23 protein-coding genes are annotated in these 23225 nt (G+C 61.0%); 5 read left to right on the plus strand and 18 right to left on the minus strand.

Going from position 1 to position 23225, the window contains the following annotated elements:
• Positions 1-261: 261 nt before the first annotated feature.
• The 11 genes from pepB (ACW5W7_RS04845) to ubiT form a co-directional block, all read right to left on the minus strand.
• Positions 262-1545: an aminopeptidase PepB gene (gene pepB / locus ACW5W7_RS04845; RefSeq protein WP_349918085.1), complete on the minus strand. Its 1284-nt coding sequence runs from the start codon at positions 1543-1545 to the stop codon at positions 262-264.
• A gap of 99 nt (positions 1546-1644) precedes the next feature.
• Complete coding sequence (pepB, locus tag ACW5W7_RS04850; RefSeq protein WP_456500936.1) at positions 1645-2949, minus strand: aminopeptidase PepB; 1305 nt, start codon at positions 2947-2949, stop codon at positions 1645-1647.
• 168 nt (positions 2950-3117) lie between these two features.
• Positions 3118-3456, minus strand: a complete 339-nt coding sequence (gene fdx / locus ACW5W7_RS04855; RefSeq protein WP_349918088.1) for an ISC system 2Fe-2S type ferredoxin — start codon at positions 3454-3456, stop codon at positions 3118-3120.
• A 1-nt stretch (position 3457) separates the two neighbouring features.
• Positions 3458-5305 carry a Fe-S protein assembly chaperone HscA gene (gene hscA, locus ACW5W7_RS04860; RefSeq protein WP_456500937.1) on the minus strand — a complete coding sequence of 616 codons (1848 nt, stop codon included), beginning with the start codon at positions 5303-5305 and terminating at the stop codon, positions 3458-3460.
• 28 nt (positions 5306-5333) lie between these two features.
• Positions 5334-5852, minus strand: coding sequence for a co-chaperone HscB (hscB, locus tag ACW5W7_RS04865; protein WP_456500938.1), 519 nt, complete (start codon positions 5850-5852; stop codon positions 5334-5336).
• An 86-nt stretch (positions 5853-5938) separates the two neighbouring features.
• Positions 5939-6262: an iron-sulfur cluster assembly protein IscA gene (iscA, locus tag ACW5W7_RS04870; protein WP_456500939.1), complete on the minus strand. Its 324-nt coding sequence runs from the start codon at positions 6260-6262 to the stop codon at positions 5939-5941.
• A gap of 15 nt (positions 6263-6277) precedes the next feature.
• Entirely contained in the window at positions 6278-6661 is a 384-nt protein-coding gene (iscU, locus tag ACW5W7_RS04875; protein WP_005299770.1) for a Fe-S cluster assembly scaffold IscU, read from the minus strand.
• Between the two features lie 53 nt (positions 6662-6714).
• Positions 6715-7929 carry an IscS subfamily cysteine desulfurase gene (locus ACW5W7_RS04880; protein WP_349918092.1) on the minus strand — a complete coding sequence of 405 codons (1215 nt, stop codon included), beginning with the start codon at positions 7927-7929 and terminating at the stop codon, positions 6715-6717.
• 56 nt (positions 7930-7985) lie between these two features.
• Positions 7986-8489, minus strand: a complete 504-nt coding sequence (gene iscR, locus ACW5W7_RS04885; RefSeq protein WP_349918093.1) for a Fe-S cluster assembly transcriptional regulator IscR — start codon at positions 8487-8489, stop codon at positions 7986-7988.
• Between the two features lie 93 nt (positions 8490-8582).
• Positions 8583-9308 carry a tRNA (cytosine(32)/uridine(32)-2'-O)-methyltransferase TrmJ gene (gene trmJ / locus ACW5W7_RS04890; RefSeq protein WP_456500940.1) on the minus strand — a complete coding sequence of 242 codons (726 nt, stop codon included), beginning with the start codon at positions 9306-9308 and terminating at the stop codon, positions 8583-8585.
• Between the two features lie 367 nt (positions 9309-9675).
• Positions 9676-10191 carry a ubiquinone anaerobic biosynthesis accessory factor UbiT gene (gene ubiT / locus ACW5W7_RS04895; RefSeq protein ID WP_434662719.1) on the minus strand — a complete coding sequence of 172 codons (516 nt, stop codon included), beginning with the start codon at positions 10189-10191 and terminating at the stop codon, positions 9676-9678.
• 188 nt (positions 10192-10379) lie between these two features.
• Here ubiT and ubiU point away from each other — a divergent pair, with 188 nt between their 5' ends.
• Both ubiU and ACW5W7_RS04905 read left to right on the plus strand, forming a co-directional pair.
• A complete protein-coding gene (gene ubiU, locus ACW5W7_RS04900; protein WP_456500941.1) occupies positions 10380-11375 on the plus strand; it encodes a ubiquinone anaerobic biosynthesis protein UbiU in 996 nt (331 codons plus the stop codon).
• A gap of 79 nt (positions 11376-11454) precedes the next feature.
• Positions 11455-12327, plus strand: coding sequence for a U32 family peptidase (locus tag ACW5W7_RS04905; RefSeq protein WP_456500942.1), 873 nt, complete (start codon positions 11455-11457; stop codon positions 12325-12327).
• A 69-nt stretch (positions 12328-12396) separates the two neighbouring features.
• Here the strand turns inward: ACW5W7_RS04905 and nlpI are convergent, their stop codons facing one another.
• From nlpI to queA, 7 genes are all read right to left on the minus strand, one after another.
• Positions 12397-13338: a lipoprotein NlpI gene (gene nlpI / locus ACW5W7_RS04910; RefSeq protein WP_349918102.1), complete on the minus strand. Its 942-nt coding sequence runs from the start codon at positions 13336-13338 to the stop codon at positions 12397-12399.
• Between the two features lie 89 nt (positions 13339-13427).
• Positions 13428-13796, minus strand: a complete 369-nt coding sequence (locus ACW5W7_RS04915; RefSeq protein WP_456500943.1) for a rhodanese-like domain-containing protein — start codon at positions 13794-13796, stop codon at positions 13428-13430.
• A gap of 108 nt (positions 13797-13904) precedes the next feature.
• The gene (secF, locus tag ACW5W7_RS04920; protein WP_434662732.1) at positions 13905-14852 is read right to left on the minus strand and encodes a protein translocase subunit SecF; all 948 of its coding nucleotides are present in this window, start codon (positions 14850-14852) and stop codon (positions 13905-13907) included.
• Between the two features lie 9 nt (positions 14853-14861).
• Complete coding sequence (gene secD / locus ACW5W7_RS04925; protein WP_434662734.1) at positions 14862-16715, minus strand: protein translocase subunit SecD; 1854 nt, start codon at positions 16713-16715, stop codon at positions 14862-14864.
• 18 nt (positions 16716-16733) lie between these two features.
• Entirely contained in the window at positions 16734-17069 is a 336-nt protein-coding gene (gene yajC / locus ACW5W7_RS04930) for a preprotein translocase subunit YajC (RefSeq protein ID WP_100858982.1), read from the minus strand.
• Between the two features lie 51 nt (positions 17070-17120).
• Positions 17121-18257, minus strand: coding sequence for a tRNA guanosine(34) transglycosylase Tgt (tgt, locus tag ACW5W7_RS04935; RefSeq protein WP_349918108.1), 1137 nt, complete (start codon positions 18255-18257; stop codon positions 17121-17123).
• A gap of 120 nt (positions 18258-18377) precedes the next feature.
• A complete protein-coding gene (gene queA, locus ACW5W7_RS04940; RefSeq protein ID WP_456500944.1) occupies positions 18378-19430 on the minus strand; it encodes a tRNA preQ1(34) S-adenosylmethionine ribosyltransferase-isomerase QueA in 1053 nt (350 codons plus the stop codon).
• Between the two features lie 339 nt (positions 19431-19769).
• Here queA and ACW5W7_RS04945 point away from each other — a divergent pair, with 339 nt between their 5' ends.
• The 3 genes from ACW5W7_RS04945 to ahpF all read left to right on the plus strand — a co-directional run bounded on the left by ACW5W7_RS04945 (position 19770) and on the right by ahpF (position 23141).
• The gene (locus ACW5W7_RS04945; RefSeq protein WP_434662740.1) at positions 19770-20216 is read left to right on the plus strand and encodes a CBS domain-containing protein; all 447 of its coding nucleotides are present in this window, start codon (positions 19770-19772) and stop codon (positions 20214-20216) included.
• A gap of 623 nt (positions 20217-20839) precedes the next feature.
• Entirely contained in the window at positions 20840-21406 is a 567-nt protein-coding gene (gene ahpC, locus ACW5W7_RS04950) for an alkyl hydroperoxide reductase subunit C (protein ID WP_349918113.1), read from the plus strand.
• A gap of 148 nt (positions 21407-21554) precedes the next feature.
• Complete coding sequence (gene ahpF / locus ACW5W7_RS04955; RefSeq protein ID WP_456500945.1) at positions 21555-23141, plus strand: alkyl hydroperoxide reductase subunit F; 1587 nt, start codon at positions 21555-21557, stop codon at positions 23139-23141.
• Positions 23142-23225: the final 84 nt, after the last annotated feature.

The following is a 23225-nucleotide window of genomic DNA, read 5'->3' on the forward strand; positions in this document are numbered from 1 at the left end:
ACAGAGTTTTATTGTAGGAATCCATGTTCGGCGGCGATTATACGTAAACAAAAACCGAAACAACACACAAAAAAGCAACTTTTTATTAAACAAATGCCTCTTTGAAACAACATGGTGACTCATCTTGTCCCAGGGCAGCAGGAAAAAATGTGCGCTTGCGCACGATAGCTTGCTTAACCAGTTAAAAGTGACGCTATCGCTCATTTATCCGGCGCCATGGAAAAGGGCACCTTCCGGTGCCCTTGCGATACGTCATGCTACTTAGCGAGTCTCCGCCAGCAGGGTGTGCGCTATGGTGCGCATTCCCAGGGTGTTTGCTCCGGGTGCCCAGAGGCTGTCGCCGTTGTCGCTGAAACAGGCGGCAAGGTCGACGTGCAGCCACCCCTGCCCCTCGCCCGGCACGAAGCGGGAGAGGAAACCCGCCGCGTTGGAGGCCCCGCCCGGGCCGCCCCCTGGCACCGGTCGGCTGTTGGCGGTGTCGGCGTAGTGGGACGGGCACTGCTGGCGATGCCAGGGTTCGAGCGGCAGCGGCCAGGCCGGTTCCTGCTCTGCATCCGAATAGGCCATGGCCCGGCTCACCAGCCCCTTGTCCAGCCCGAACAGGGCATTGTAGCGCCCCCCTAGCGCCATCACCGCCGCCCCGGTCAGGGTGGCGGCATCGATGATGAGGGGAGCACCGGATTCTCCGGCGAGCTGCAGGCCATCCGCCAGTACCAGACGCCCCTCGGCGTCGGTGTTGACGATCTCCACCGTGGTGCCGTTCTTGTAGGTGAGAATGTCACCCAGCTTGTAGGCATGGCCGGAGACCAGGTTCTCGGCGCAGCAGAGGATGAGCTTCACCCTCTTGTCCAGCCCCCGCAGGATGGAGAGCGCCAGGGCGCCGGTGACGATGGCGGCCCCCCCCATGTCATGCTTCATGGTGAGCATGCCCTGGGAGGTTTTCATGGAGTAACCGCCGGAGTCGAAGGTGATACCCTTGCCCACCAGGGCCGCGGCCACCGGTGCCTTGGGATCCCGGCTCGGGTTGTAGTCAAGCTCCAGCAGCACGGGCTCGCGATCGCTGCCGCGGCCGACCTGGTAGATGCCGACCCAGCCCGCCTGTTGCAACGCCTCTCCCTTGAGGATGCGGTGGCTGACGCGATCCGGTGCCAGTTCGGTGATGAAGGCTGCCGCCTCCACCGCCAGATCCAGCGGTCCCAGCTGCTCCGGGGTGGCGTTGGTCACCTCCCGCACCCAGCGCCCGCACAGCCAGCGCGCCTCCAGCTCTTCCCTGTCCTCTTCGGACGAGGTGGCCCATTGCAGTTCCACCTCGGCCTTGGGGGTCTGCAGACCCTGAGCGAAAGCCCACTGCTGCTCGCGCTCCCAGTGACCGCACAGGGCCACCTTCTGGATCCCCTGGCTGCACAGACGACGGGCCGCCTGCTGGATATCCAGCAAGGGACTGGCGGTCACCAGATGGATCACGGCACCATCGGCACGGTGGGACAAAAGGGCGCCCTCCCCCCACTCGGGGGCGGCAAATTCACGGCTCAGCCAGATGTTCATTCCGCCTTCTCCTTCAACCTGGGACAATCAGGGATGCGCAGGCCCGGCCTGCCAGCATGGAATGCCCTTCAGGGCTCCACCCGCAGTACAAACTCATGTTCATTCAGCCACCTCCTGCAACCAGCGGGCGATGGTACGCAGGCCATGACCCTTGGCGCCGGTGGCCCAGAGATCGTTGCCGGATTTCTGGTAGGAGGCAGCCAGATCCAGGTGCACCCAGCCCTGCCCTTCGCCGCGCACGAAGCGCGACAGGAAGGCCGCCGCGGTGGTCGCACCGGCAGTGCCTTCGGCGGAGGCGACGTTGCCCAGATCGGCGAAGGCCGAGATGAGCTGGCCCGCATGCCAGGGTTCCAGCGGCAGGGCCCAGGCCTTCTCGTTTTCTGCCCGGGCGGCGGCCAGGGCACGCACCTGCTCCGCCTCATCCAGGGCAAACACGGCGTTGTAGTCGCGGCCCAGCGCCGTCTTGGCGGCGCCCGTCAGGGTAGCGGCGTCCAGAATATAGGCGGCGCCGCTCTCGCTCGCGGCCAGCAGACCGTCCGCCAGCACCAGGCGACCTTCCGCGTCCGTGTTCTGGATCTCCACCGAGATGCCGTTGCGATAGGTCAGGATGTCGCCAAGCTTGAAGGCGTGGCCGGAGACCAGGTTCTCGGCGCAGCAGAGGATGAGTTTGACCCGCTTGTTCAAGCCACGGCTGATGGCCAGCGCCAGGGCGCCGGTCACCATGGCGGCGCCCCCCATGTCGGACTTCATCGGCAGCATGTTGTCGGAGGACTTCATGGAGTAGCCACCGGAGTCGAAGGTGATCCCCTTGCCCACCAGGGCCGCCGTCACCGGGGCGTTGGCATCCCCGGTCGGGTTGTAGTCAAGCTCCAGCAGCACGGGCTCCCGCTCGCTGCCTCGGCCCACGGACCAGATCCCGATATGGCCGGCCTCGCGCAGCGCCTCACCGGCAGTGATGCGGGCGGTGACACTGTCCCCCGCCAGACCGCGGATGAGCAGCAGGGCGGACTCCGCCAGGCTCATGGGGTAGATGGCCTCGGGGCAGCCATTGGTCACCTCGCGCACCCAGCGGGTCGCCTTGATGAGGGCCGCCAGCTCAGCGGCCTCGGCATCATCCTGCTCACCAAACGCCAGCACCCGCTCTCCCTTGGCGGCATAGAAGCCCTGGGAGAAGGCGTACCGCCGCTCCAGATCCCAGCCCCCGGCGGCCAACTCGACCCGCTTGATGCCGCTCGATTCGAGGCGGCGGGCGGCGCGCTGGATGAGGCGCAGCACCTCCTTCTCCTGAGTGGTTGCTCCCAGGTGGATCAGGGCCTCATCGCCGCTGAAACTGAGTGATGCCCCCTCGCCCCAGTGGGCGGCGGCGGCGTCGGTGGACAACAGGACTTTCATCTTCTCTGCCATTTAGCTTGCTTCCTTTTCTCGGCACTATTTATTCGATCGAAGTCGTTCAACCTGGGGAATGCGGGCATACAAAAAAGGCCGTCCCCCGAGAGGGTCGGCCTTCACCATATCATCATTGCACCGCCCGATGCTGCACGTGCAATTCACTCATGTGTAATTAACGGCACATCAATGGCGCTCGGAGGCGAGGTTGAGGGTGTACTTGGGCAGCTCCACCACCAGATCCTCATCCGCCAGACGGGCCTGGCAACTCAGCCGGGACTCCGGCTCCAGTCCCCATGCCTTGTCCAGCATGTCGTCTTCCAGCTCGTCGCTCGGCTCGAGGGAGTCAAAGCCTTCACGCACGATGCAGTGGCAGGTGGTGCAGGCACAGGACTTCTCGCAGGCGTGTTCGACCTCGATGCCGTTGCGCAGGGCGATGTCGAGGATGGTCTCACCGACTTGTCCTTCGAGGGCGGCACCCTCCGGGCAGAGTTCGGGGTGAGGCAGAATGATCACTTTTGGCATATTACACCTTGTTGACGTTTTGGCCGGTCAGCACCTTGCGAATGGAGGCATCCATGCGACGGGCCGCAAACTCGCCACTGGCAGCATCCGCCGCCTCGATGGCATCTTTGATTTGATTGGTTGTGCCGCTGGCACGCATGGCCAGCAGATGGGCAATGGCGGCATCGATCTCGGCGCGCTCGGCGGCATTGAGCAGAGCCTCGCCATCGGCAGCCAGGGCGGCATTGAGGCTCTCCACCACCCGATCCGCCTCGACCTGCTGCTCCGCCAGCATGCGGGCATCCATGTCTTGCTGGGCATTGGCGATGGAGGCGCTCAGCATGCTTAGAATATCCTCCTCCGCCAGGCCGTAAGAGGGTTTTATCTGGATTTCTGCCTGCACACCGGACGATTTCTCCATGGCGCTGACCGACAGCAGTCCATCCGCATCCACCTGGAAGGTGACCCGGATGTGGGCGGCGCCCGCCGCCATGGGCGGAATGCCGGTCAGGGTGAAGCGGGCGAGGGAGCGGCAATCGGCCACCAATTCGCGCTCACCCTGCACCACGTGAATGGCCATGGCGGTCTGACCGTCCTTGAAGGTGGTGAACTCCTGGGCGCGGGCCACCGGAATGGTGGTGTTGCGCGGGATCACCTTCTCGGCGAGGCCCCCCATGGTCTCGAGCCCCAGAGAGAGCGGGATCACGTCCAGCAGCAGCATCTCGGCATCCGGCTTGTTGCCCACCAGGATGTCCGCCTGGATGGCGGCACCGATGGCCACGACCTTGTCCGGATCGATGCTGGTGAGCGGGGTGCGGCCGAAGAAGGTCCCCACCTGTTCGCGCACCAGGGGCACCCGGGTGGAGCCCCCGACCATCACCACTTCCAACACTTCCACCTGCTCGAGCCCGGCATCACGCAGGGCGCGGCGGCAGGTCTGCAGGGTGCGCTTGACCAGCGGCAGGATCAGGGCATCAAACTGGGCGCGGGTCACCTCCCCCTGCCAGCCGGCGAAGGTGCAGGGCACGCTGTCGGCATCGGTCAGGCCGTGCTTGAGGTTGGCGGCCACGTCCAGCAGTTCGCGCTGGGTGCGGGCGTTGAGCTGACCACTCAGGCCGGCCTGTTCCTTGATCCAGTCCGCCAGCAGGTGATCGAAGTCATCACCGCCCAGCGCCGAGTCGCCGCCGGTGGCCATCACCTCGAACACGCCGCGATGCAGGCGCAGGATGGAAATATCGAAGGTGCCGCCGCCGAGATCATAGACGGCGATCACCCCTTCCTGACCGGAGTCGAGGCCATAGGCGATGGCCGCGGCGGTGGGTTCGTTGAGCAGGCGCAGCACGTGCAGACCCGCCAGACGGGCCGCATCCTTGGTACCCTGACGCTGGGCGTCATCGAAATAGGCGGGCACCGTGATGACCACGCCGTCGAGCTCGCCACCGAGGGCGGCGGCGCCGCGGGCGGCCAGGGCTTTGAGGATTTCGGCCGACACCTGGACCGGGTTGACCAGCCCCTGACGGGTCTGCAACTGGGGCATGCCACTGTCGCTTGCCACAAATTCATAGGGCTGCTGGCGGGTATCGATGTCCGCCAGTGCCTTGCCCATCATCCGCTTGACCGAGACGATGGTGTTGTGGGGATCTTGCGCCGCTTCGCGCTTGGCGTCGAAGCCGACCCGGATGGCCGCCTCCTGGTAGTGCACCACCGAGGGCAGCAAGGCGCGCCCCTGCTCGTCGCAGAGGGTATCCGCCTGACCGCTGCGCACGGCGGCGACCAGGGAGTTGGTGGTGCCGAGATCGATGCCGACGGCACGTTTATGCTGATGAGGGGCGGCGCTCTGGCCGGGCTCGGCGATTTGCAGTAATGCCATGGGTAATCACAATTCCAGCGTTAGGGGATCAAGACTCGAACAACGAGTCTTCGAACCGTTCCAGCTCCTCGAGGAGCTTGTCGACAAATTTGAGTTTGCGCACGCAGTCGGCGGCGTCCAGATCCTCGCCCGTGGCCAGGCTCTGGGTCAGCTGCTGCATCAGGGCGCGGTGATCATGCCCTATCTCGCGGCGAAAATCTTCGATGGCGCCCTCAGGATCCGCCTCGCCCTTGAGATCCGCCAGACTCTCGCGCCACTCCAGCTGCTGCATCAGGAAACCGGTATCTTGCAGGGTCTGCTGCTCGCCACGAATATCGGTGCCCCGCAGGGAGAGCAGATATTCGGCCCGGCGCAGGGGGGACTTGAGGGTAGTGAAGGCGTCGTTGATCTGGGCGGCACGCTGCACGGCGGCCAGTTGCTCCCGCTCGGGGGCGGTGGCGAAACGATCGGGGTGGAACTGGGTCTGCAACTGGCGGTAGGTGTCGGCCAGTTGGCGGGTATCGAGCTCGAAGCCCTGTGCCAGCCCGAACAGCTCGAAATGATTCATTCTGTGTCCTTAGACTCGAAGGCTTGCGCCTTGCTCACCATCAACCTTGAACGGCAGAGCCGGCAGCAGGCTGCCGGCTCCATCGTTTAGACGCTGAAACTCTCGCCACAACCACATTCGCCCTTGGCGTTGGGGTTGTTGAACTGGAAGCCCTCGTTGAGGCCCTCCTTGACGAAGTCCAGCTCGGTGCCATCCAGATGGGTCAGGCTCTTGGCATCGACGATGATCTTGACACCCTTCTGCTCGAAGACCTGATCTTCGGCGGCCAGCTCATCCACGAACTCGAGCACATAGGCAAGACCCGAACAGCCGGTCGTCTTGACGCCGAGGCGCAGGCCGATGCCCTTGCCCCGGTTGGTCATGAAAGAGGAAACCCGTGCCGCTGCGGCATCTGTCATGGTTATGGCCATACTGCTCTCCGAACCTTAAAGACCTTTCTTCTGCTTGTAATCGGCGATGGCGGCCTTGATGGCATCCTCCGCCAGGATGGAGCAGTGGATCTTCACCGGCGGCAGGGCCAGCTCTTCGGCGATGTCGGTGTTCTTGATGCCAGCCGCTTCGTCCAGGGTCTTGCCCTTGACCCACTCGGTCACCAGGGAGCTGGAGGCGATGGCGGAGCCGCAGCCGTAGGTCTTGAACTTGGCGTCTTCGATGATACCGTCGTCGCTGATCTTCAGTTGCAGTTTCATCACGTCGCCACAGGCCGGGGCGCCGACCATGCCGGTCGCGATGCTGGGATCATTCTTGTCAAAACCACCCACGTTGCGGGGATTCTCGTAGTGGTCGATTACTTTTTCACTGTAAGCCATATCTAACTCCTGCTAATTCTGTTGTTCACCCAACCCTTGCCGCTGGCAAGGGATCAGTGATGAGCCCATTCGACCGTGTTCAGATCGACACCGTCCTTGAACATCTCCCACAGGGGGGACATCTCGCGCAGACGGCCGATGGAGTCACAGATGAGCTTGACTGCGTAGTCGATCTCTTCTTCCGTGGTGAAGCGACCGATGCTGAAGCGGATGGAGCTGTGTGCCAGCTCGTCGTTCAGGCCAAGGGCGCGCAGCACGTAGGAAGGCTCCAGGCTGGCGGAGGTACAGGCAGAACCGGAAGAGACCGCCAGATCCTTGAGTGCCATGATGAGGGATTCCCCTTCCACATAGGCGAAGCTGACGTTCAGGTTGCCCGGGACGCGCTGGTCCAGATCCCCGTTGATATAGACTTCTTCGATATTCTTGATGCCGTCCCACAGACGCTGGCGCAGGGCCATGATGTGCTGGCTCTCGCTCACCATCTCTTCCTTGGCGATGCGGAAGGCCTCGCCCATACCGACGATCTGGTGAGTCGGCAGGGTGCCGGAGCGCATGCCGCGCTCGTGGCCGCCACCGTGCATCTGGGCTTCCAGGCGCACACGGGGTTTGCGACGCACGAACAGGGCACCGATCCCTTTCGGGCCGTATACCTTGTGGGCGGACATGGAGAGCAGGTCAACCTTGAGCGCTTCCACGTCGACCGGGATCTTGCCCACGCTCTGGACCGCGTCCACGTGCAGCAGGATCTTGCGGGAGCGGCACAGCTCGCCGATGGCGGCGATGTCTTGCACCACACCGATCTCGTTGTTCACATGCATGATGCTCACCAGGATGGTGTCATCGCGCAGGGCGCCTTCGATCTGTTCGATGGTGAACAGGCCGTTCGGCATCGGCTCGAGGTAGGTCACCTCGTAGCCTTCACGCTCCAGCTGACGGCAGGTATCGAGTACCGCTTTGTGCTCGGTCTTGGAGGTGATGATGTGCTTGCCCTTGCCAGCATAGAAATGGGCGACACCCTTGATGGCCAGGTTGTTGGATTCGGTTGCGCCAGAGGTAAAGACGATCTCGCGCGGATCTGCACCGATCAGTTCTGCCACTTGATTACGGGCCAGATCGACAGCCTCTTCGGCCTGCCAGCCGAAACGGTGGGAGCGGGAGGCGGGGTTGCCGAACAGGCCGTCCATGGTGAGGCACTGCATCATTTTTTCTGCGACACGCGGGTCCACCGGACAGGTTGCCGAATAATCAAGGTATATAGGCAGTTTCATGTTTTTCTCCGTTACGACGGGGTCACACAGCGACCCGTCGTGGAAAGCACGTTTGTTTATAGTTGGACTTTTAAGCTCACATCACCGCGTTCGGCCCGTTCAACCAGGGACAACACGGTCTTCATTTGTTCATCTTGCTTGCCGGCGATGCGACGCACATCGGCCTGGCCAACCAGCTCCGCCAGGGTGATGTCACCGAGGAAACTGGAGATACGCTCGCTGAGGTCACGCCACAGGGAGTGGGTCAGACACTGGGTACCACCATGGCAGCCCCCCTTGCCCAGACACTTGGTCGCATCGACCGACTCATCCACCGCGGTGATCACCTGACCGACCGAGATGTCGCCGGGCGCCAGACCGAGGCGATAGCCACCGCCCGGGCCGCGCACACTGCTCACCAGTCCATGCTTGCGCAGGCGGGCAAACAGCTGTTCCAGATAGGACAACGAGATGCCCTGGCGCTCTGAAATATCGGCAAGGGGTACGGGCCCCTGCTCTGCATGCAACGCCACGTCGAGCATGGCGGTCACTGCGTAACGTCCTTTTGAGGTCAGTCTCATATGCCTTACCGTCTTGCGAACAAATCAATATGGGCACATGGTCACATACCCGACTAAATCAGTCAAGTATATGCTTGAGTAAATTAGTCGGGATTATCCTTGCGGTCGGGATTTGTTCACCGAGGTCAGGATGCCGCGCAGTATATTCAGCTCCACCGTCTCCGGTCTGGCTCGGTTGAACAGACGGCGCAGCTTGCTCATCACGTGACCGGGGTGGTCGTCACTGATGAAACCGGTCTGCTGCAGGGTCTGCTGCAGGTGCTGATAGAACCCTTCCAGCTGCTCGGCCGTGGGGTAGTCGAGCTCGGGCTCCGCCACCACGGAGTCCTGCGTCTGCAACCAGTGCATGCGCACCTCGTAGCAGAGGGTCTGCACCGCCATGGCCAGATTGAGGGAGCTGTATTGGGGATTGGCCGGAATGGCGACGTGGTAGTGGCACTTTTGCAGCTCGTCGTTGGTGAGACCGGTGCGTTCACGGCCAAACACCAGGGCGACCGGGTGGATCGCAGCCTCCATTACGGCTTTATCCCCCGCTTCACGGGAGTCCAGCATGGGCCAGCTCAGGGTGCGGGAGCGCGCGCTGGTACCGATGACCAGGCCGCAACCGGCGATAGCCTCTTCCAGAGTCGGGACGATGCGGGCATTGGCCAGGATGTCGCTGGCACCGGCCGCCAGGGCAACGGCGTTCTCATCCGGCATCTCCTGGGGATCCACCAGTACCAGCTGGGTCAATCCCATGGTCTTCATGGCCCGTGCCGCAGAGCCCATGTTGCCGGTGTGAGAGGTGTTTACCAAGACGATACGAATCTGATCCAACATGCCCAGTCAATCTTCAGTCAAAAATGGCGCGCAATTGTAACATAACCAATCGCTATTTTGGCACCGCTTCTGAGCCCGGATTTCAGAACAAAAATGACCACTCGTATAACCAGAGGGCATGAGAGGAGGAGCGTTGCAGGTGGACCGAGGAAGGCCGGGATGGATCACTCGGCGCCCTTCTCATGTCCCCCTCCCCTGCGCGCCGAGTCACGGCCCGCGCGCTATCTGCGGGTTCGCGCCGGGCTGCCGAGCCTGCCCGGCCTCTCCCTGTACCCGGCTACCTTGCCCCAGGGACGATTGCGACTTCCGGGCCCGGCGTCAGCGCAGACAGCACTTGCAGGGAGTGGCGCCGCATCTGTGGCGCAATTCAGGTCGCCGGCGCGGCCACAGGCTCCTGCACGGAGCGGGCGCGTTCGATCAGGGTCGCCATGTCGATCAACGGATACTTCATCAGAGCGGGCAAACCGTCGAGATCCAGGCTGTCCATCAGGTTCTTCACCTCGAGGCCGAGCTCGGTATTGCCCTCTATCTTCAGCTTGCGCTGGAAGAAGAGCGAATCCGGATCCTCCCGCCGGCCGGCGATCAGGATAAGATCCTGGCTGCAGCCACTGAAGCAGACGTCCGCTCGCTCGCAGTCGCGGGCCACCACCAGCTTTCCCTCCCGCTCGCTGATAAACCAGCAGAGTTCGAGATCGGTCACCTCGACTTTGAGCCACTTGCCCGCGAGGAACGCGAAGTCGCCATCCGCAATGGCTTCCTTGAACACCTGGGCCAGCAGGCTCTCCATCAGGTGTTGCTGGGCGCTGAAGGGCACCAGTTTGAGGGGGCGACGCAAGAGACAGGGGGCCTGTTCAACCAGGCGACGTTGCAGTTGTTGAAACACGATGTACTCCCAGTTTTTTGCGCATTCAAACACAGGGAGATGAGCAGGATCCTGTTGAAAATCAAACTTGTGCCCACTTACCTCTAGAAGGGTAAAGCCACCTAAAGCTGCCTCAGGTCAAAAAGTGGGAGCGCGCCCGTGCATACAATCGGGCCACTTTTGCATTTTTGCCCTCTCGGAGCGTACCGATGGAATTACTCTGCCCGGCAGGCAGCCTGCCGGCACTGAAGACCGCCGTGGATAACGGCGCCGATGCCGTCTATATCGGCTTCAAGGACGACACCAACGCCCGCCACTTCGCCGGCCTCAACTTCACCGACAGCAAGCTGGAAAAGGCGGTGGACTACGTGCACCAGCACGGCCGCAAGCTGCACATCGCCATCAATACTTTCGCCCACCCGGGCTCGGATGCGAGGTGGAAGCAGGCGGTGGACAGGGGCGCAGCCCTCGGTGCCGATGCCCTCATCATCGCCGATCTCGCCGTGCTCGATTACGCCAGCCGCCGCTACCCCGACATGGAGCTGCATGTCTCGGTGCAGGCAAGCGCCACCAATGCCGCCGCCATCCGCTTCTATCAGGATCACTTCAACGTCTGCCGGGTGGTGCTGCCCCGGGTGCTCTCCATGCATCAGGTCAAGCAGCTGGCCCGCGAGACCGACGTCGGCCTCGAGGTGTTCGCCTTCGGCAGCCTCTGCATCATGGCGGAGGGGCGCTGCTACCTCTCCTCCTACATGACAGGCGAGAGTCCCAATACCGTGGGAGCCTGCTCACCGGCCAAATACGTGCGCTGGGAAGAGACCCCCGGCGGCCTCGAATCCCGCCTCAACGAGGTGCTGATCGATCGCTACGGCCCGGGGGAGAACGCCGGCTACCCGACCCTGTGCAAGGGGCGCTTCGAGGTGGATGGTCAGACCTATCACGCCCTGGAAGAGCCCACCAGCCTCAACACCCTGGGCCTCTTGCCCGAGCTGTGCCAGACCGGGATCCAGTCGGTCAAGATTGAAGGACGCCAGCGCAGCCCCGCCTACGTGGAGCAGGTAACCCGGGTCTGGCGCGCCGCCATCGACAGCTATCTCGCCAACCCCGAGGGCTACAGCGTCAGGAGCGAATGGGATGCCCAGCTCGCCCGTGTCTCCGAAGGCAGCCAGACGACCCTGGGTGCCTACCATCGCCAATGGCAATGACAGGAGACCCCATGTCCCGTTCCCCCCATCAAGGCTGGCCTATTTTTCACTGCTTTCATGACTGCAAGGAGCACAACTAATGCAATTCTCTCTCGGCCCCCTGCTCTTCTACTGGCCCAAGGCCGACACCCAGTCATTCTACGAGGCCGCCGCCCGGAGTCAGGCCGACATCATCTATCTGGGGGAGACGGTGTGCAGCAAGCGCCGCGAACTCAAGGTGGATGAGTGGATTGCCCTGGCCCGCGAGGTAGCCAGCTCGGGCAAGCAGGCGGTGCTCTCCACCCTGGCGCTCATCTCGGCCCCGTCCGAACTCAAGGAGGTCAAGCGACTGGTAGACAACGGCGACCTGCTGATTGAGGCCAACGATCTGGGCACCGTCCAGCTCGCCAGAGAGGCCGACCTGCCGTTTGTCTGCGGCCCGGCCATCAACGCCTACAACGCCGATGTGCTGCGCATGCTGCTCAGAAGCGGAATGCAGCGCTGGGTGATGCCGGTGGAGCTCTCCCGGGACTGGCTGGTGCAGCTGGTGCAGGATCTGGGGGCCGATCGCCAGCGCTTCGAGGTGGAAGTCTTTGCCTACGGCCACCTGCCGCTCGCCTACTCGGCCCGCTGCTTCACCGCCCGCTCACTCGACAAGCCCAAGGATAACTGCGAGCTCGCCTGCATCCACTATCCCAACGGCCGTCTCGCCCACAGCCGCGAGGGGCAGAAGGTGTTCAACCTCAACGGCATCCAGACCCAGTCCGGCTACTGCTACAACCTCGGCAACGATCTCAAGGGAATGGCAGACCTGGTGGACGTGGTGCGTCTCTCCCCCGAGGGGATGAACACCCTGGATATGCTGGCCCGTTTCAAGGCCAACCAGCAGGGTCAGGCACCGCTTTCCCTGCTGCAGGAGCACGACTGCAACGGCTACTGGCGCCAGATCCCCGGCATGAGCCTGGTGGGATAAGCCAGCCGCCAACGCGCAGACAGCAAAAAGGCCTCGTGATGAGGCCTTTTTTACGGCTTGCCTCCGGGGTCAGGAGGCTTGCTTGCTCTTCTGTGCGCTCGGGGCGCCGGGCGGCACGGGTTTGCGGGCCATCAACTCCAGCTCCAGCAGGGCATAGCGATGCTCGATGAAGTCGTAGACGTTGTTGGCAAGGGCCAGCTTGAAGTAACTGATGGCTTCCTTGCGGTTGCCCTTGGCCAGTTCAAACTTGCCGAGGTAGAAGTAGGTCTCGCACAGGCGCTCGGCGAGCTCCCGGTTGTCCTTCACCCCTTTCACCACGTTGCCCATCAGCTGGGTCGCATTGATCTCGCCGGTGTAGAGGCGAACCAGATCCCAGTTCCAGGCATCGTCATCGTACTTGTTGAGGCGTTCGCGCATCCGGCTCATGGCCGCCGAGGCATCCAGCTTCTGCTCGGCCAGATAGAGCCAGATCACCCGGTAGGGATCTTCCGGCTGCGCCTCGTAGAAGCGCTTCATGTCGGCCGCCGCAAGTTCGGGACGATTGCCGTAATAGAGCGCAATGCCACGGTTGAGATAGGCGTAATCATAATCCGGGGCCAGCTCCAGCGCCGAGTCGAAGGCCTCGTAGGCCTCGTCATAGTTCTGCTGCTGCACCAGATAGACACCGATGAAGTTGTACGCCTCGGCAAAATCGGGTTTCTCCCGCAGGGCGCGGTTGAAATCCAGTCTGGCCAGGGAACGCAACCCCACTCTGTCAAACACCACGGCACGCTCATAGAACAGCTCGGCACGCTGTTCCGTCGTCAACTCCATTTCACTGAGCATCTGCCCGAGTCGCGCCAGCGCCAACTCGCTCTGGTAGGAGACCTGCAAGGGGGTCGCCAATACCAGCGAAGCGGGTTGCGGCTTGGGAACTTGAGGAGCTGCAACCTGACTGCTACTGCTGCAACCCCACATGGGGAGCAACAACAGGATACCCGTGAGGTATCCAATCCCTATCCTGACGTTCAATGAACACTCCGACGCTTACGCTTGACCCGCATATGGTAAAGGTCAGCCGAGACTTTGTCATGTGGCTGAGCCCCTCTCCCTCAAATAAATCAGGATTCGACAGGGTATCCGGCGTCACTCCAACCGCGAAAGCCTCCATCGACACTGACCACTCGGGTGTAGCCCATCTTCTGCAGGTTCTCCGCCACCAGAATGGAGCGAAATCCCCCCCCACAATAGAGGTAGAGCTCGGTGGCGGGGTCGGGATAGCGCGTCTCGATATCCCGCTCTATCACCCCGCGGCCGAGGTAGGTCGCCCCCGGCAGATGGCCCCTCGCCCACTCGCTCTCCTCGCGCACGTCGATCAGATGAAAGTCGCGGCCCTCATCCTGCCAGCGCTTGATCTGATGTACGTCAGTTTCTTTCACTTGCGGGCGTATGGCCTCGACCAGTGCCAGAAAACGGGGGTTATGTTGCATGGCTTGCTCCTTGCACTCGTTGTAGCCCGAGCGGATTGCTCACTGTCGTCGAGTATCATGACTCAGTCGAGCCATAAGAGAAAGGGCGCCTTGCGGCGCCCTTGTCGTTTACGGCAGGATCTCTTGCTGATCCGCGCCCTCTTTTTCCACCTGGGTCGGCAGCATGTGCTCCCGCTTGATCCCGAGGAACATGGCAGAGGCGCTCGCCACATAGATGGAGGAGTAGGTCCCGAAGGCCACCCCGATCACCATGGCGATGGCAAAGCCGTGGATAAGCGGACCGCCCTTGAGCAGCAGCGCCACCACCACCACGAAGGTAAGACCGGAGGTGATGATGGTCCGGCTCAGGGTCTCGGTCATGGAGAGATCCATGATTTCGGCGGTATCACCCCGACGCACCTTGCGGAAATTCTCCCGTACCCGGTCGAACACCACGATGGTGTCGTTGAGCGAGTAACCCACCAGCGTCATCAGCGCCGCCAGCACGGTCAGGTCGAACTCGTACTGGAAGTAGGCAAAGATGCCGAGGGTGATGATGACGTCGTGAGCCAGGGAAAGGATCCCCCCCGTCGCCAGACGCCACTCGAAGCGCACCGCCACGTAGATCAGGATACAGAGGATGGAGGCCAGCATGGCCAGCGCCCCGTCTGTCGCCAGCTCGTCACCCACGGAGGGACCGACGAACTCCACGCGCTTGAGCACGGCACTCTCGTCGATGAGCTTGGCGGCCGCCAGCACTTCATTGCCCTGCTGTTCGACCTTGACCCCCTCTTGCGGGGCCATGCGTACCAGGACGTCACGGCTGGAGCCGAAGAATTGCAGGGTCGCCCCTTCAATCTTCTGCTGATCCAGCGCCTCGTGCATCTTGTCCAGGCTCACCGATTGCTGGAACCCCACTTCGATGGTGGTACCACCGGTGAAGTCCAGACCCCAGTTCAGGCCGCGATCGAACAGGATATAGAGGGCGAACACCGTCACCAGAGCAGAGAGCACCATACCCGTCTTGGCGAAACGCATGAAGGGGATGGGCTTTTCAAAATGTAGAATTTGAAACATGTCTCTTCCTTAGATCGGCAGCTTGTCGATGCGCCGTCCACCCCAGGCCAGGTTGATAATGGCGCGGGATACCGTGATGGCGGTGAACATGGAGGCAGTCAGCCCAATCCCCAGCGTCAGGGCGAAGCCCTTGATGGCGCCGGTACCGATACCGAACAGGATCACGCAGGTGATGAGCGAGGTGACGTTGGAGTCGGCAATGGTGGAGAAGGCGCGATCAAAGCCCATGTGAATGGCTTGCTGCACCCCGCGACCATTGCGGATCTCTTCACGAATACGCTCGTAGATCAGCACGTTCGCATCCACCGCCATGCCCAGCGTCAAGACGATACCGGCGATGCCCGGCAGGGTCATGGTGGCCCCCGGGATCATCGACATGATACCGACGATGAGCACCAGGTTCATGGTCAGTGCCAGGTTGGCCACCCAGCCGAAGGCGCGGTAGTAGATCCCCATGAACAGCACGATCACCAGCATGGCCCAGCCGATGGCTTCCATACCGCTGTCGATGTTCTGCTGACCCAGGCTCGGGCCTATGGTGCGCTCTTCCACGATCTGGATCGGGGCGATCAGGGCACCGGCACGCAGCAGCAGCGCCAGGTTGTGGGCTTCGTTGGCGTTGTCGATGCCGGTGATGCGGAACTGGCTACCCAGACGGGACTGGATAGTCGCAACGTTGATCACCTCTTCCTGCTTGCGGAACTTGCGCTTGCCATCCGGACCCGGTTGGCCCACCGGCTTGTACTCGATGAAGACGGTCGCCATGCCCTTACCAACGTTGTCCTTGGTAAAGTTGGCCATCTTGTTGCCGCCCTGGCTGTCGAGCTTGATGTTGACCTGGGGACGGCTGTATTCATCGAAACCAGACTGGGCACCCACGATGTGGTCACCGGTCAGGATCACGCGCTTTTGCAGCACCACGGGACGACCGTTGCGATCGTTGTACACCTTGGAGCTCGGCGGTACCCGGCCACTGGCGGCGGCCTGGATATCGGCGGTCTCATCGACCATGTGGAATTCCAGGGTCGCGGTCGCGCCCAGGATCTCCTTGGCACGGGCGGTGTCCTGGATCCCAGGCAGTTCCACCACGATGCGCTCGGCACCCTGCTGCTGGACCAGCGGCTCGGCCACCCCCAGCTCGTTCACCCGGTTGCGGATGATGGTGATGTTCTGCTCGAGGGCGTACTTCTTCACTTCCTTGATCTTGGCTTCACTCAAGGAGGCCAGCAGGATGAAGTCATCCCCCTTCTGCTCCGTGGTAAAGGTCAGATCCGGATTCTGGCGACGCAGGAAGGAGACCGCCTTGGACTGATCTTCCTCATCGCGAAACACCACCTGCACCTGATCACCGACCCGGCGCACGCCGGAGTAACGGATCTTCTGGGTACGCAGTTCGGTCCGGAAATCCTGCACCATCTGCTCTTGCTGCTTGGTCAGCGCCTCGGCCATGTCCACTTCCATCAGGAAGTGCACACCACCGCGCAGGTCAAGACCGAGCTTGAGGGGCGCCGCACCGATGGCTTCGAGCCAGGCGGGGGTGGACGGGGCCAGGTTGAGGGCCGTGATGAAGTTGTCGCCCAGCTTGTTGGCGACGACATCACGTGCTTTCAGCTGATCTTCGGTGTTATTGAAACGAACCAGGATGAAGCCGTGCTCGAAGGCAGCATGTTTGACCGGGATCTTGGCCGCGTCGAGCGTCTCCTTCACCTGATCGAGCGTCTCGAGTTTGACTTCGGCACCACGGCTGGCAGATACCTGCAAGGCCGGGTCTTCGCCGTAAAGATTGGGGGCTGCATATAGAAAACCGATGGCGATCACCACGACCACCATCAGGTATTTCCACAGCGGATAGCGATTTAACACGCTGTGCTCCTCGGGAGATTAGAGGGACTGGATAGAGCCCTTGGGCAGAACGGCAGAGACGAAGTCACGCTTGATGGTGACCTGGGTCTGATCGTTCAGGGCCAGCACAATGTATTCGCTGTCGGCGGATACCTTGGCGATTTTACCGACCAGGCCACCGGAGGTGAGCACTTCGTCACCCTTGGCCAGGGAGCTCATCAGATCACGGTGAGTCTTGGCACGCTTGGCCTGGGGACGGTAGATCATGAAATAGAAGATAAGGCCGAAGACGGCCAGCATGATGATCATTTCCATGCCACCACCCTGTGCACCCGGAGCCGCGCCTTCTGCATATGCCTTGGAGATAATGCTCATTTAACAACCTCTTGTTTGATGTAGATTTGATGAATAGCTGATAACTCGTTGTTATTTAGCGTTGTTTTCAGCTAATGGAGGCACAGGCTTCCCTTGCCGACGGTAGAACTCAGTTACAAAGTCGTCTAATTTACCCTGCTCGATCGCGTCCCGCAAACCCTGCATCACCCGCTGGTAATAACGCAGGTTATGGATGGTATTCAGACGGGCGCCGAGGATCTCGTTGCACTTGTCCAGATGGTACAGATAGCTGCGGGTGTAGTTCTTGCAGGTGTAGCAATCGCACTCCGCATCCAGGGTGCTGGTGTCCTCGCGATACTTGGCATTGCGGATCTTGACCACCCCGTCCGTAGTGAACAGATGGCCGTTGCGGGCGTTGCGGGTCGGCATCACGCAGTCGAACATGTCGATGCCGCGGCGCACCCCTTCCACCAGATCCTCCGGCTTGCCCACCCCCATCAGGTAGCGTGGCTTGTCCGCCGGGATCTTCGGGCAGACGTGATCGAGGATACGATGCATGTCTTCCTTGGGTTCACCCACCGCCAGACCGCCGACGGCATAGCCGTCAAAGCCAATCTCCAGCAGGCCGTCCAGGGAGACATCCCGCAGCGGCTCATAGACCGAGCCCTGGATGATGCCGAACAAGGCGTTCTTGTTGCCCAGGGCATCGAACTTGTCCCGGGAGCGTTTGGCCCAGCGCAGGGACATCTCCATGGACTTGCGCGCCTCTTCGTACGTGGCCGGATAGGGCGTGCACTCGTCGAAGATCATGACGATGTCGGAGCCCAGATCGTACTGGATCTCCATAGATTTCTCGGGGTCGAGGAAGATCTTCTCGCCGTTGATGGGATGACGGAAATGTACCCCTTCTTCGGTGATCTTGCGGATGTGGCCCAGACTGAACACCTGGAAGCCACCGGAGTCGGTCAGGATGGGCCCCTGCCAGTTCATGAAATCGTGCAGATCCCCGTGGGCCCGCATCACTGCCTGCCCCGGCCGCAGCCAGAGGTGGAAGGTGTTGCCGAGCAGGATCTGGGCGCCGGTCTCGCGCACCTCTTCCGGGGTCATCCCCTTGACGGTGCCGTAGGTACCGACCGGCATGAAGGCCGGGGTCTGGACGGTGCCACGCTCGAATACCAGCTGGCCACGGCGAGCGCGGCCATCGGTGGTTTTCAGTTCAAATTTCATTGCTACCTCGATGCAGTCAGAGAAACAGTCCGACAGTTGAGGGCCCAGCGAGGGCCCGTATATAAGAAGCTGCGCGCGATCTTACTCAGCGATCTTGAACAGGTTCTGAAGGGCGAGGCATCAAGCCTCGTCCCGGCGACGGGTGACGAACATGGCATCCCCGTAGCTGAAGAAGCGATATTGTCCGGCCACCGCCGCCTGATAGGCCGCCATCACGTGCTCATACCCGGCGAAGGCGCTGACCAGCATGATCAGGGTCGACTCCGGCAGGTGGAAGTTGGTGATCATGGCATCGACGACCTGGAACTGATAGCCCGGGAAGATGAAGATGTCGGTGTCGCTGAAAAATGGCGCCAGCGGCTTGCCCTGGGCCAGCGTCACCTTGGCGGCGCTCTCCAGGGATCGCACCGAGGTGGTGCCCACCGCAATGACCCGGCCACCGCGGGCGCGGGTTGCCGCGATCGCATCCACCACGGCTTGTGGCACCTCGGCATACTCCGAGTGCATGTGGTGATCTTCAATCTTGTCCACCCGCACCGGTTGGAAGGTGCCTGCCCCCACGTGCAGGGTGACGAAGGCGAGTTCCACTCCCTTGGCCTTGATCCGCTCGAGCAAGGGCTCGTCAAAATGCAGGCCGGCAGTGGGAGCCGCTACGGCGCCCGGTTTCTCGTTGTAAACGGTCTGATAGCGCTCTTTATCGGCGTCCTCGTCGGGGCGGTCGATATAGGGGGGCAACGGCATGTGACCGATGACCTCCAGGATCTCCAGCACCGGGCGCGGGTCCAGGAAGTGGATCTCGAACAGGGCGTCGTGGCGGGCACGCATCTCCGCTTCGACACCGCCATCCAGAATGAGGCGAGTGCCCGGCTTGGGGGACTTGGAGGAGCGAACGTGAGCCAGCACGCTGTGCTCGTCCAGAATGCGCTCCACCAGCACCTCCAGCTTGCCGCCACTGGCCTTCTGGCCAAACATGCGGGCCGGAATGACGCGAGTGTTGTTGAACACCAGCAGATCGCCAGGATTGAGCTGGTCCAGCACATCCACAAATTGACCGTGGCGCAGGGCGCCGCTTTGACCATCGAGCTGCAACAGACGGCTGGCGGTGCGCTGCGTCATGGGATAGCGGGCAATCAGCTCGTCTGGCAGATCAAAATGAAAATCGGATACTTGCATCTTTCACCTCGGGGGGAATCGGCGGCTAGTCTAGTTATCCCCTTACTTCAAGGCAACCCAAAAGACCAAAAACCCAAGGCAGACAAGGGATAGCGGGCGCTTTTGTGAGCATTGGTATCTACTGGCCTGTCATCACGCGCGCAGCGGCGTTGGCGTGCGCGCCGAACCAGGTTAGAGACAAGGCATATGACCACGAAGTCACGGCATCACACACAATGGACTGAGCCGCATCTGCCGCTCTTGGGGGTTAATGGTTGTTTAACGATCTGTATTGACCCTGATCAGGTTTTGACTGCGACGGCTGGGCTAGGGTGGGATCAGAGACACAAGGAGGCCACCATGATGACACTGTCTGAAATCATGACCGAACACCCCTTCACATTGGGTCCACAGAACAGCGTCAAGCAGGCGATGGACCTGATGCAGCAGGAGCGGATCCGCCACATTCCCATCGTCGACGAGTATCATCATCTGCTGGGACTGGTCACCCTCTCCGACATCCTCGCCACCCGTGAGTCCAAACTGCTGCTGATCAATCCGGAACGGGAGGCGGAGTTCACCGACAGCGTGCAGCTCGACGACATCATGACTCGCCAGGTGGCGACCGTGGATCCCCGCGCCGGTATCAAGGAGGCGGCACTTTATCTGCAACGCCACAAATATGGCTGCCTGCCGGTCATCAAGGGGCAGAGACTGGTGGGCATCGTCACCGAGTCTGATTTCATTGCGGTGGCCATCAATCTGCTGGAGTTGCTTGAAGAGCAGGAGCCTCAAGCGGATTTCTGATCACAAAGTCTCGTAATAAAATTACATTAAAAGCGTTTTCAGTCGAAAAAATCGACCGCAAAACTGAAATCCTTTCATTTTGGATGGAAAATTACATCATAATCTTGCTTTGTGATCACCATCACACTATCATGTCTCTCATGCAATGTTTGCCGAGGGGAAGATGAGGATTGTGCACCCGTACTCTTCCCTTCATATGTCTGCAAGTTTGCACACCCCGTAGTAAGTCTTTGCTGTAAAGCATTTTATATATCGCCATTCCTTGTTTGATGACCCGGCCTCCTCATGCGATGACGCCGGGATTTTTTTGTCTCTCTTTCGCCCTCCCCGACGAACCTTCATCTTTCCCTGCTTTCATCCCATGGGTAAAACAAGATCCCATCCGGGACTTGAAAATGTGACCCGCAGGACAGAAATTGAACTTCGACAATGAGTTATCTGTGAAGTCCTGAGATATTCATGTTGAGTACAGTTGTGATGGGTTATCTAATAAATAGATTTATGTGATTCAAAATTGTGGCTTTGACCGATTAGCGAAAAGCCCTATGATGCCTCCATCGAAAGTTAAACGCCTCGACTGGCCTGGCCAGACAGGCATATGTACATCACCAAGGAGCAAATACATGTCTACCTATATCAACACTGAAATCAAGCCGTTCAACGCTACCGCTTACCACGAAGGCAAATTCGTTCAGGTGTCTGACGCTGATCTGAAAGGCAAGTGGTCCGTGGTGTTCTTCTACCCGGCTGACTTCACCTTCGTTTGCCCGACCGAGCTGGGCGACCTGGCAGACAACTACGCAGCATTCAAGAAGCTGGGCGTCGAGATCTACGCCGTCTCCACCGACACCCACTTCACTCACAAGGCCTGGCACGACACTTCTGACACCATCAAGAAGATCCAGTACCCGATGATCGGCGACCCCACCGGTGCCATCACCCGCAACTTCGGCGTGATGATCGAAGAAGCTGGTCTGGCTGACCGTGGTACCTTCGTTATCGACCCGAACGGCATCATCCAGATCGTCGAGATCAACGCCGGTGGCATCGGTCGTGACGCCCTGGAACTGCTGCGCAAAGTCAAAGCTGCCCAGTACGTTGCCGCTCACCCGGGTGAAGTTTGCCCGGCCAAGTGGAAAGAAGGCGAAGCCACTCTGGCCCCGTCCCTGGATCTGGTAGGCAAAATCTAAGCCTCCCTGCTCTAAAGACCGGCCCGTTCAAGGGCCGGTCTGTTTTCCGGCCCACTTCAAACGTGCCGGTCTGCTTTCTGGCCCAGTATTCTCCGTATTCTGTGCCCTCTCATAGTGCCGACCGCATTCAGCAAGAAGGAATTCGACCATGTTAGATACCAACCTCAAACAACAACTCAACGGTTACTTGCAGTACATCGTCAATCCCATCGAGATCAGCGTGTCTGGCAACGACAGCGACAAATCCGCCGAACTCCTGGCTTTGGCCACCGAGATCAGCGAGATGTCCCCCAAAATTTCCATGACTGATGGCACAGCTGCCCGCAAGCCTTCCATGAGCATCGCGCCCCAGGGTCAAGCCCCCCGCGTGCATTTTGCCGGCATCCCCATGGGTCATGAATTCACCTCCCTGGTACTCGCCCTGCTGCAAAGCGGCGGCCACCCCTCCAAGGCCGATCCGGCCGTGCTGGAGCAGGTCAAGAACCTGAAGGGCGAGTTCCACTTCGAGACCTATATCTCTCTGTCCTGCCACAACTGTCCGGACGTGGTACAGGCCCTGAACCTGATGGCGACCCTGAACCCCGGCATCACCCACACCATGATCGACGGCGCCCTGTTCCAGGATGAGGTTGCCGAGCGCCAGATCATGGCCGTGCCGAACGTCTATCTGAACGGTCAGCCATTCAGCCAGGGTCGCATCTCTCTGGAAGAAGTGGTCGCCAAGCTCGACACCGGTGCCGCCGCGCGCAAGGCCGAAGAGCTCAATGAAAAAGCCCCCTACGACGTCCTGGTGGTCGGCGGTGGCCCGGCTGGCGCAGCCGCCGCCATCTATGCCGCCCGTAAAGGCATTCGCACCGCCATCGTTGCCGAGCGCTTCGGTGGTCAGGTGATGGACACCGTCGGCATCGAGAACTTCATCTCCGTGCCCTACACCGAAGGCCCCAAGCTGGCCGCCAGCCTGGAGCAGCACGTCAAGCAGTACGGCGTGGAAGTGATCACCGAGCAGCGCGCCGCCGCCATCAGCAAGGATGGCTACGTGAACGTGGATCTCGCCTCCGGCGCGACCTTGAAGAGCCGCGCCGTGATCCTGGCCACCGGTGCCCGCTGGCGCGATCTGAACGTGCCGGGTGAAGTGGAATACCGCACCAAGGGCGTGGCCTACTGCCCGCACTGCGACGGCCCCTTCTTCAAGGGCAAGCGGGTGGCGGTGATCGGTGGCGGTAACTCCGGCATCGAGGCGGCCATCGACTTGGCCGGCATCGTCGAGCACGTCACCGTGGTGGAGTTCGCCGATACCCTGCGTGCCGACGAGGTGCTGCAGAAGAAGGCCCGCTCCATGGGCAACATCGACATCATCATGAGCGCCCGCACCACCGAAGTGATCGGTGACGGCAGCAAGGTGGTCGGCATGGATTACGAAGACCGTACCACGGGTGAGATCAAGCACCTGGCGGTGGCTGGCATCTTCGTACAGATCGGTCTGGTGCCGAACACCGAGTTCCTGAAAGGGAGCGACGTAGCCCTGACCCGCTTTGGCGAGATAGAGATCGACACCAAGGGCGCCACCTCCCTGCCCGGCGTCTACGCCGCAGGGGACGCCACTACCGTGCCGTTCAAGCAGATCATCATCTCCATGGGTGCCGGTGCCACCGCAGCCCTGGGTGCGTTTGATTACCTCATTCGCAATGCAGCACCAGAAGCGGCGGTCACCAAGACCGATGCCGTAACCGCCTGATAGGCTCAGCGCCCGACAAAAAGCCGACTCCCTGGAGTCGGCTTTTTTTATGTCTCACGCTTGTTGTGCCTCGGTGCACTTGGC

The organism is Aeromonas intestinalis, assembly GCF_054052485.1.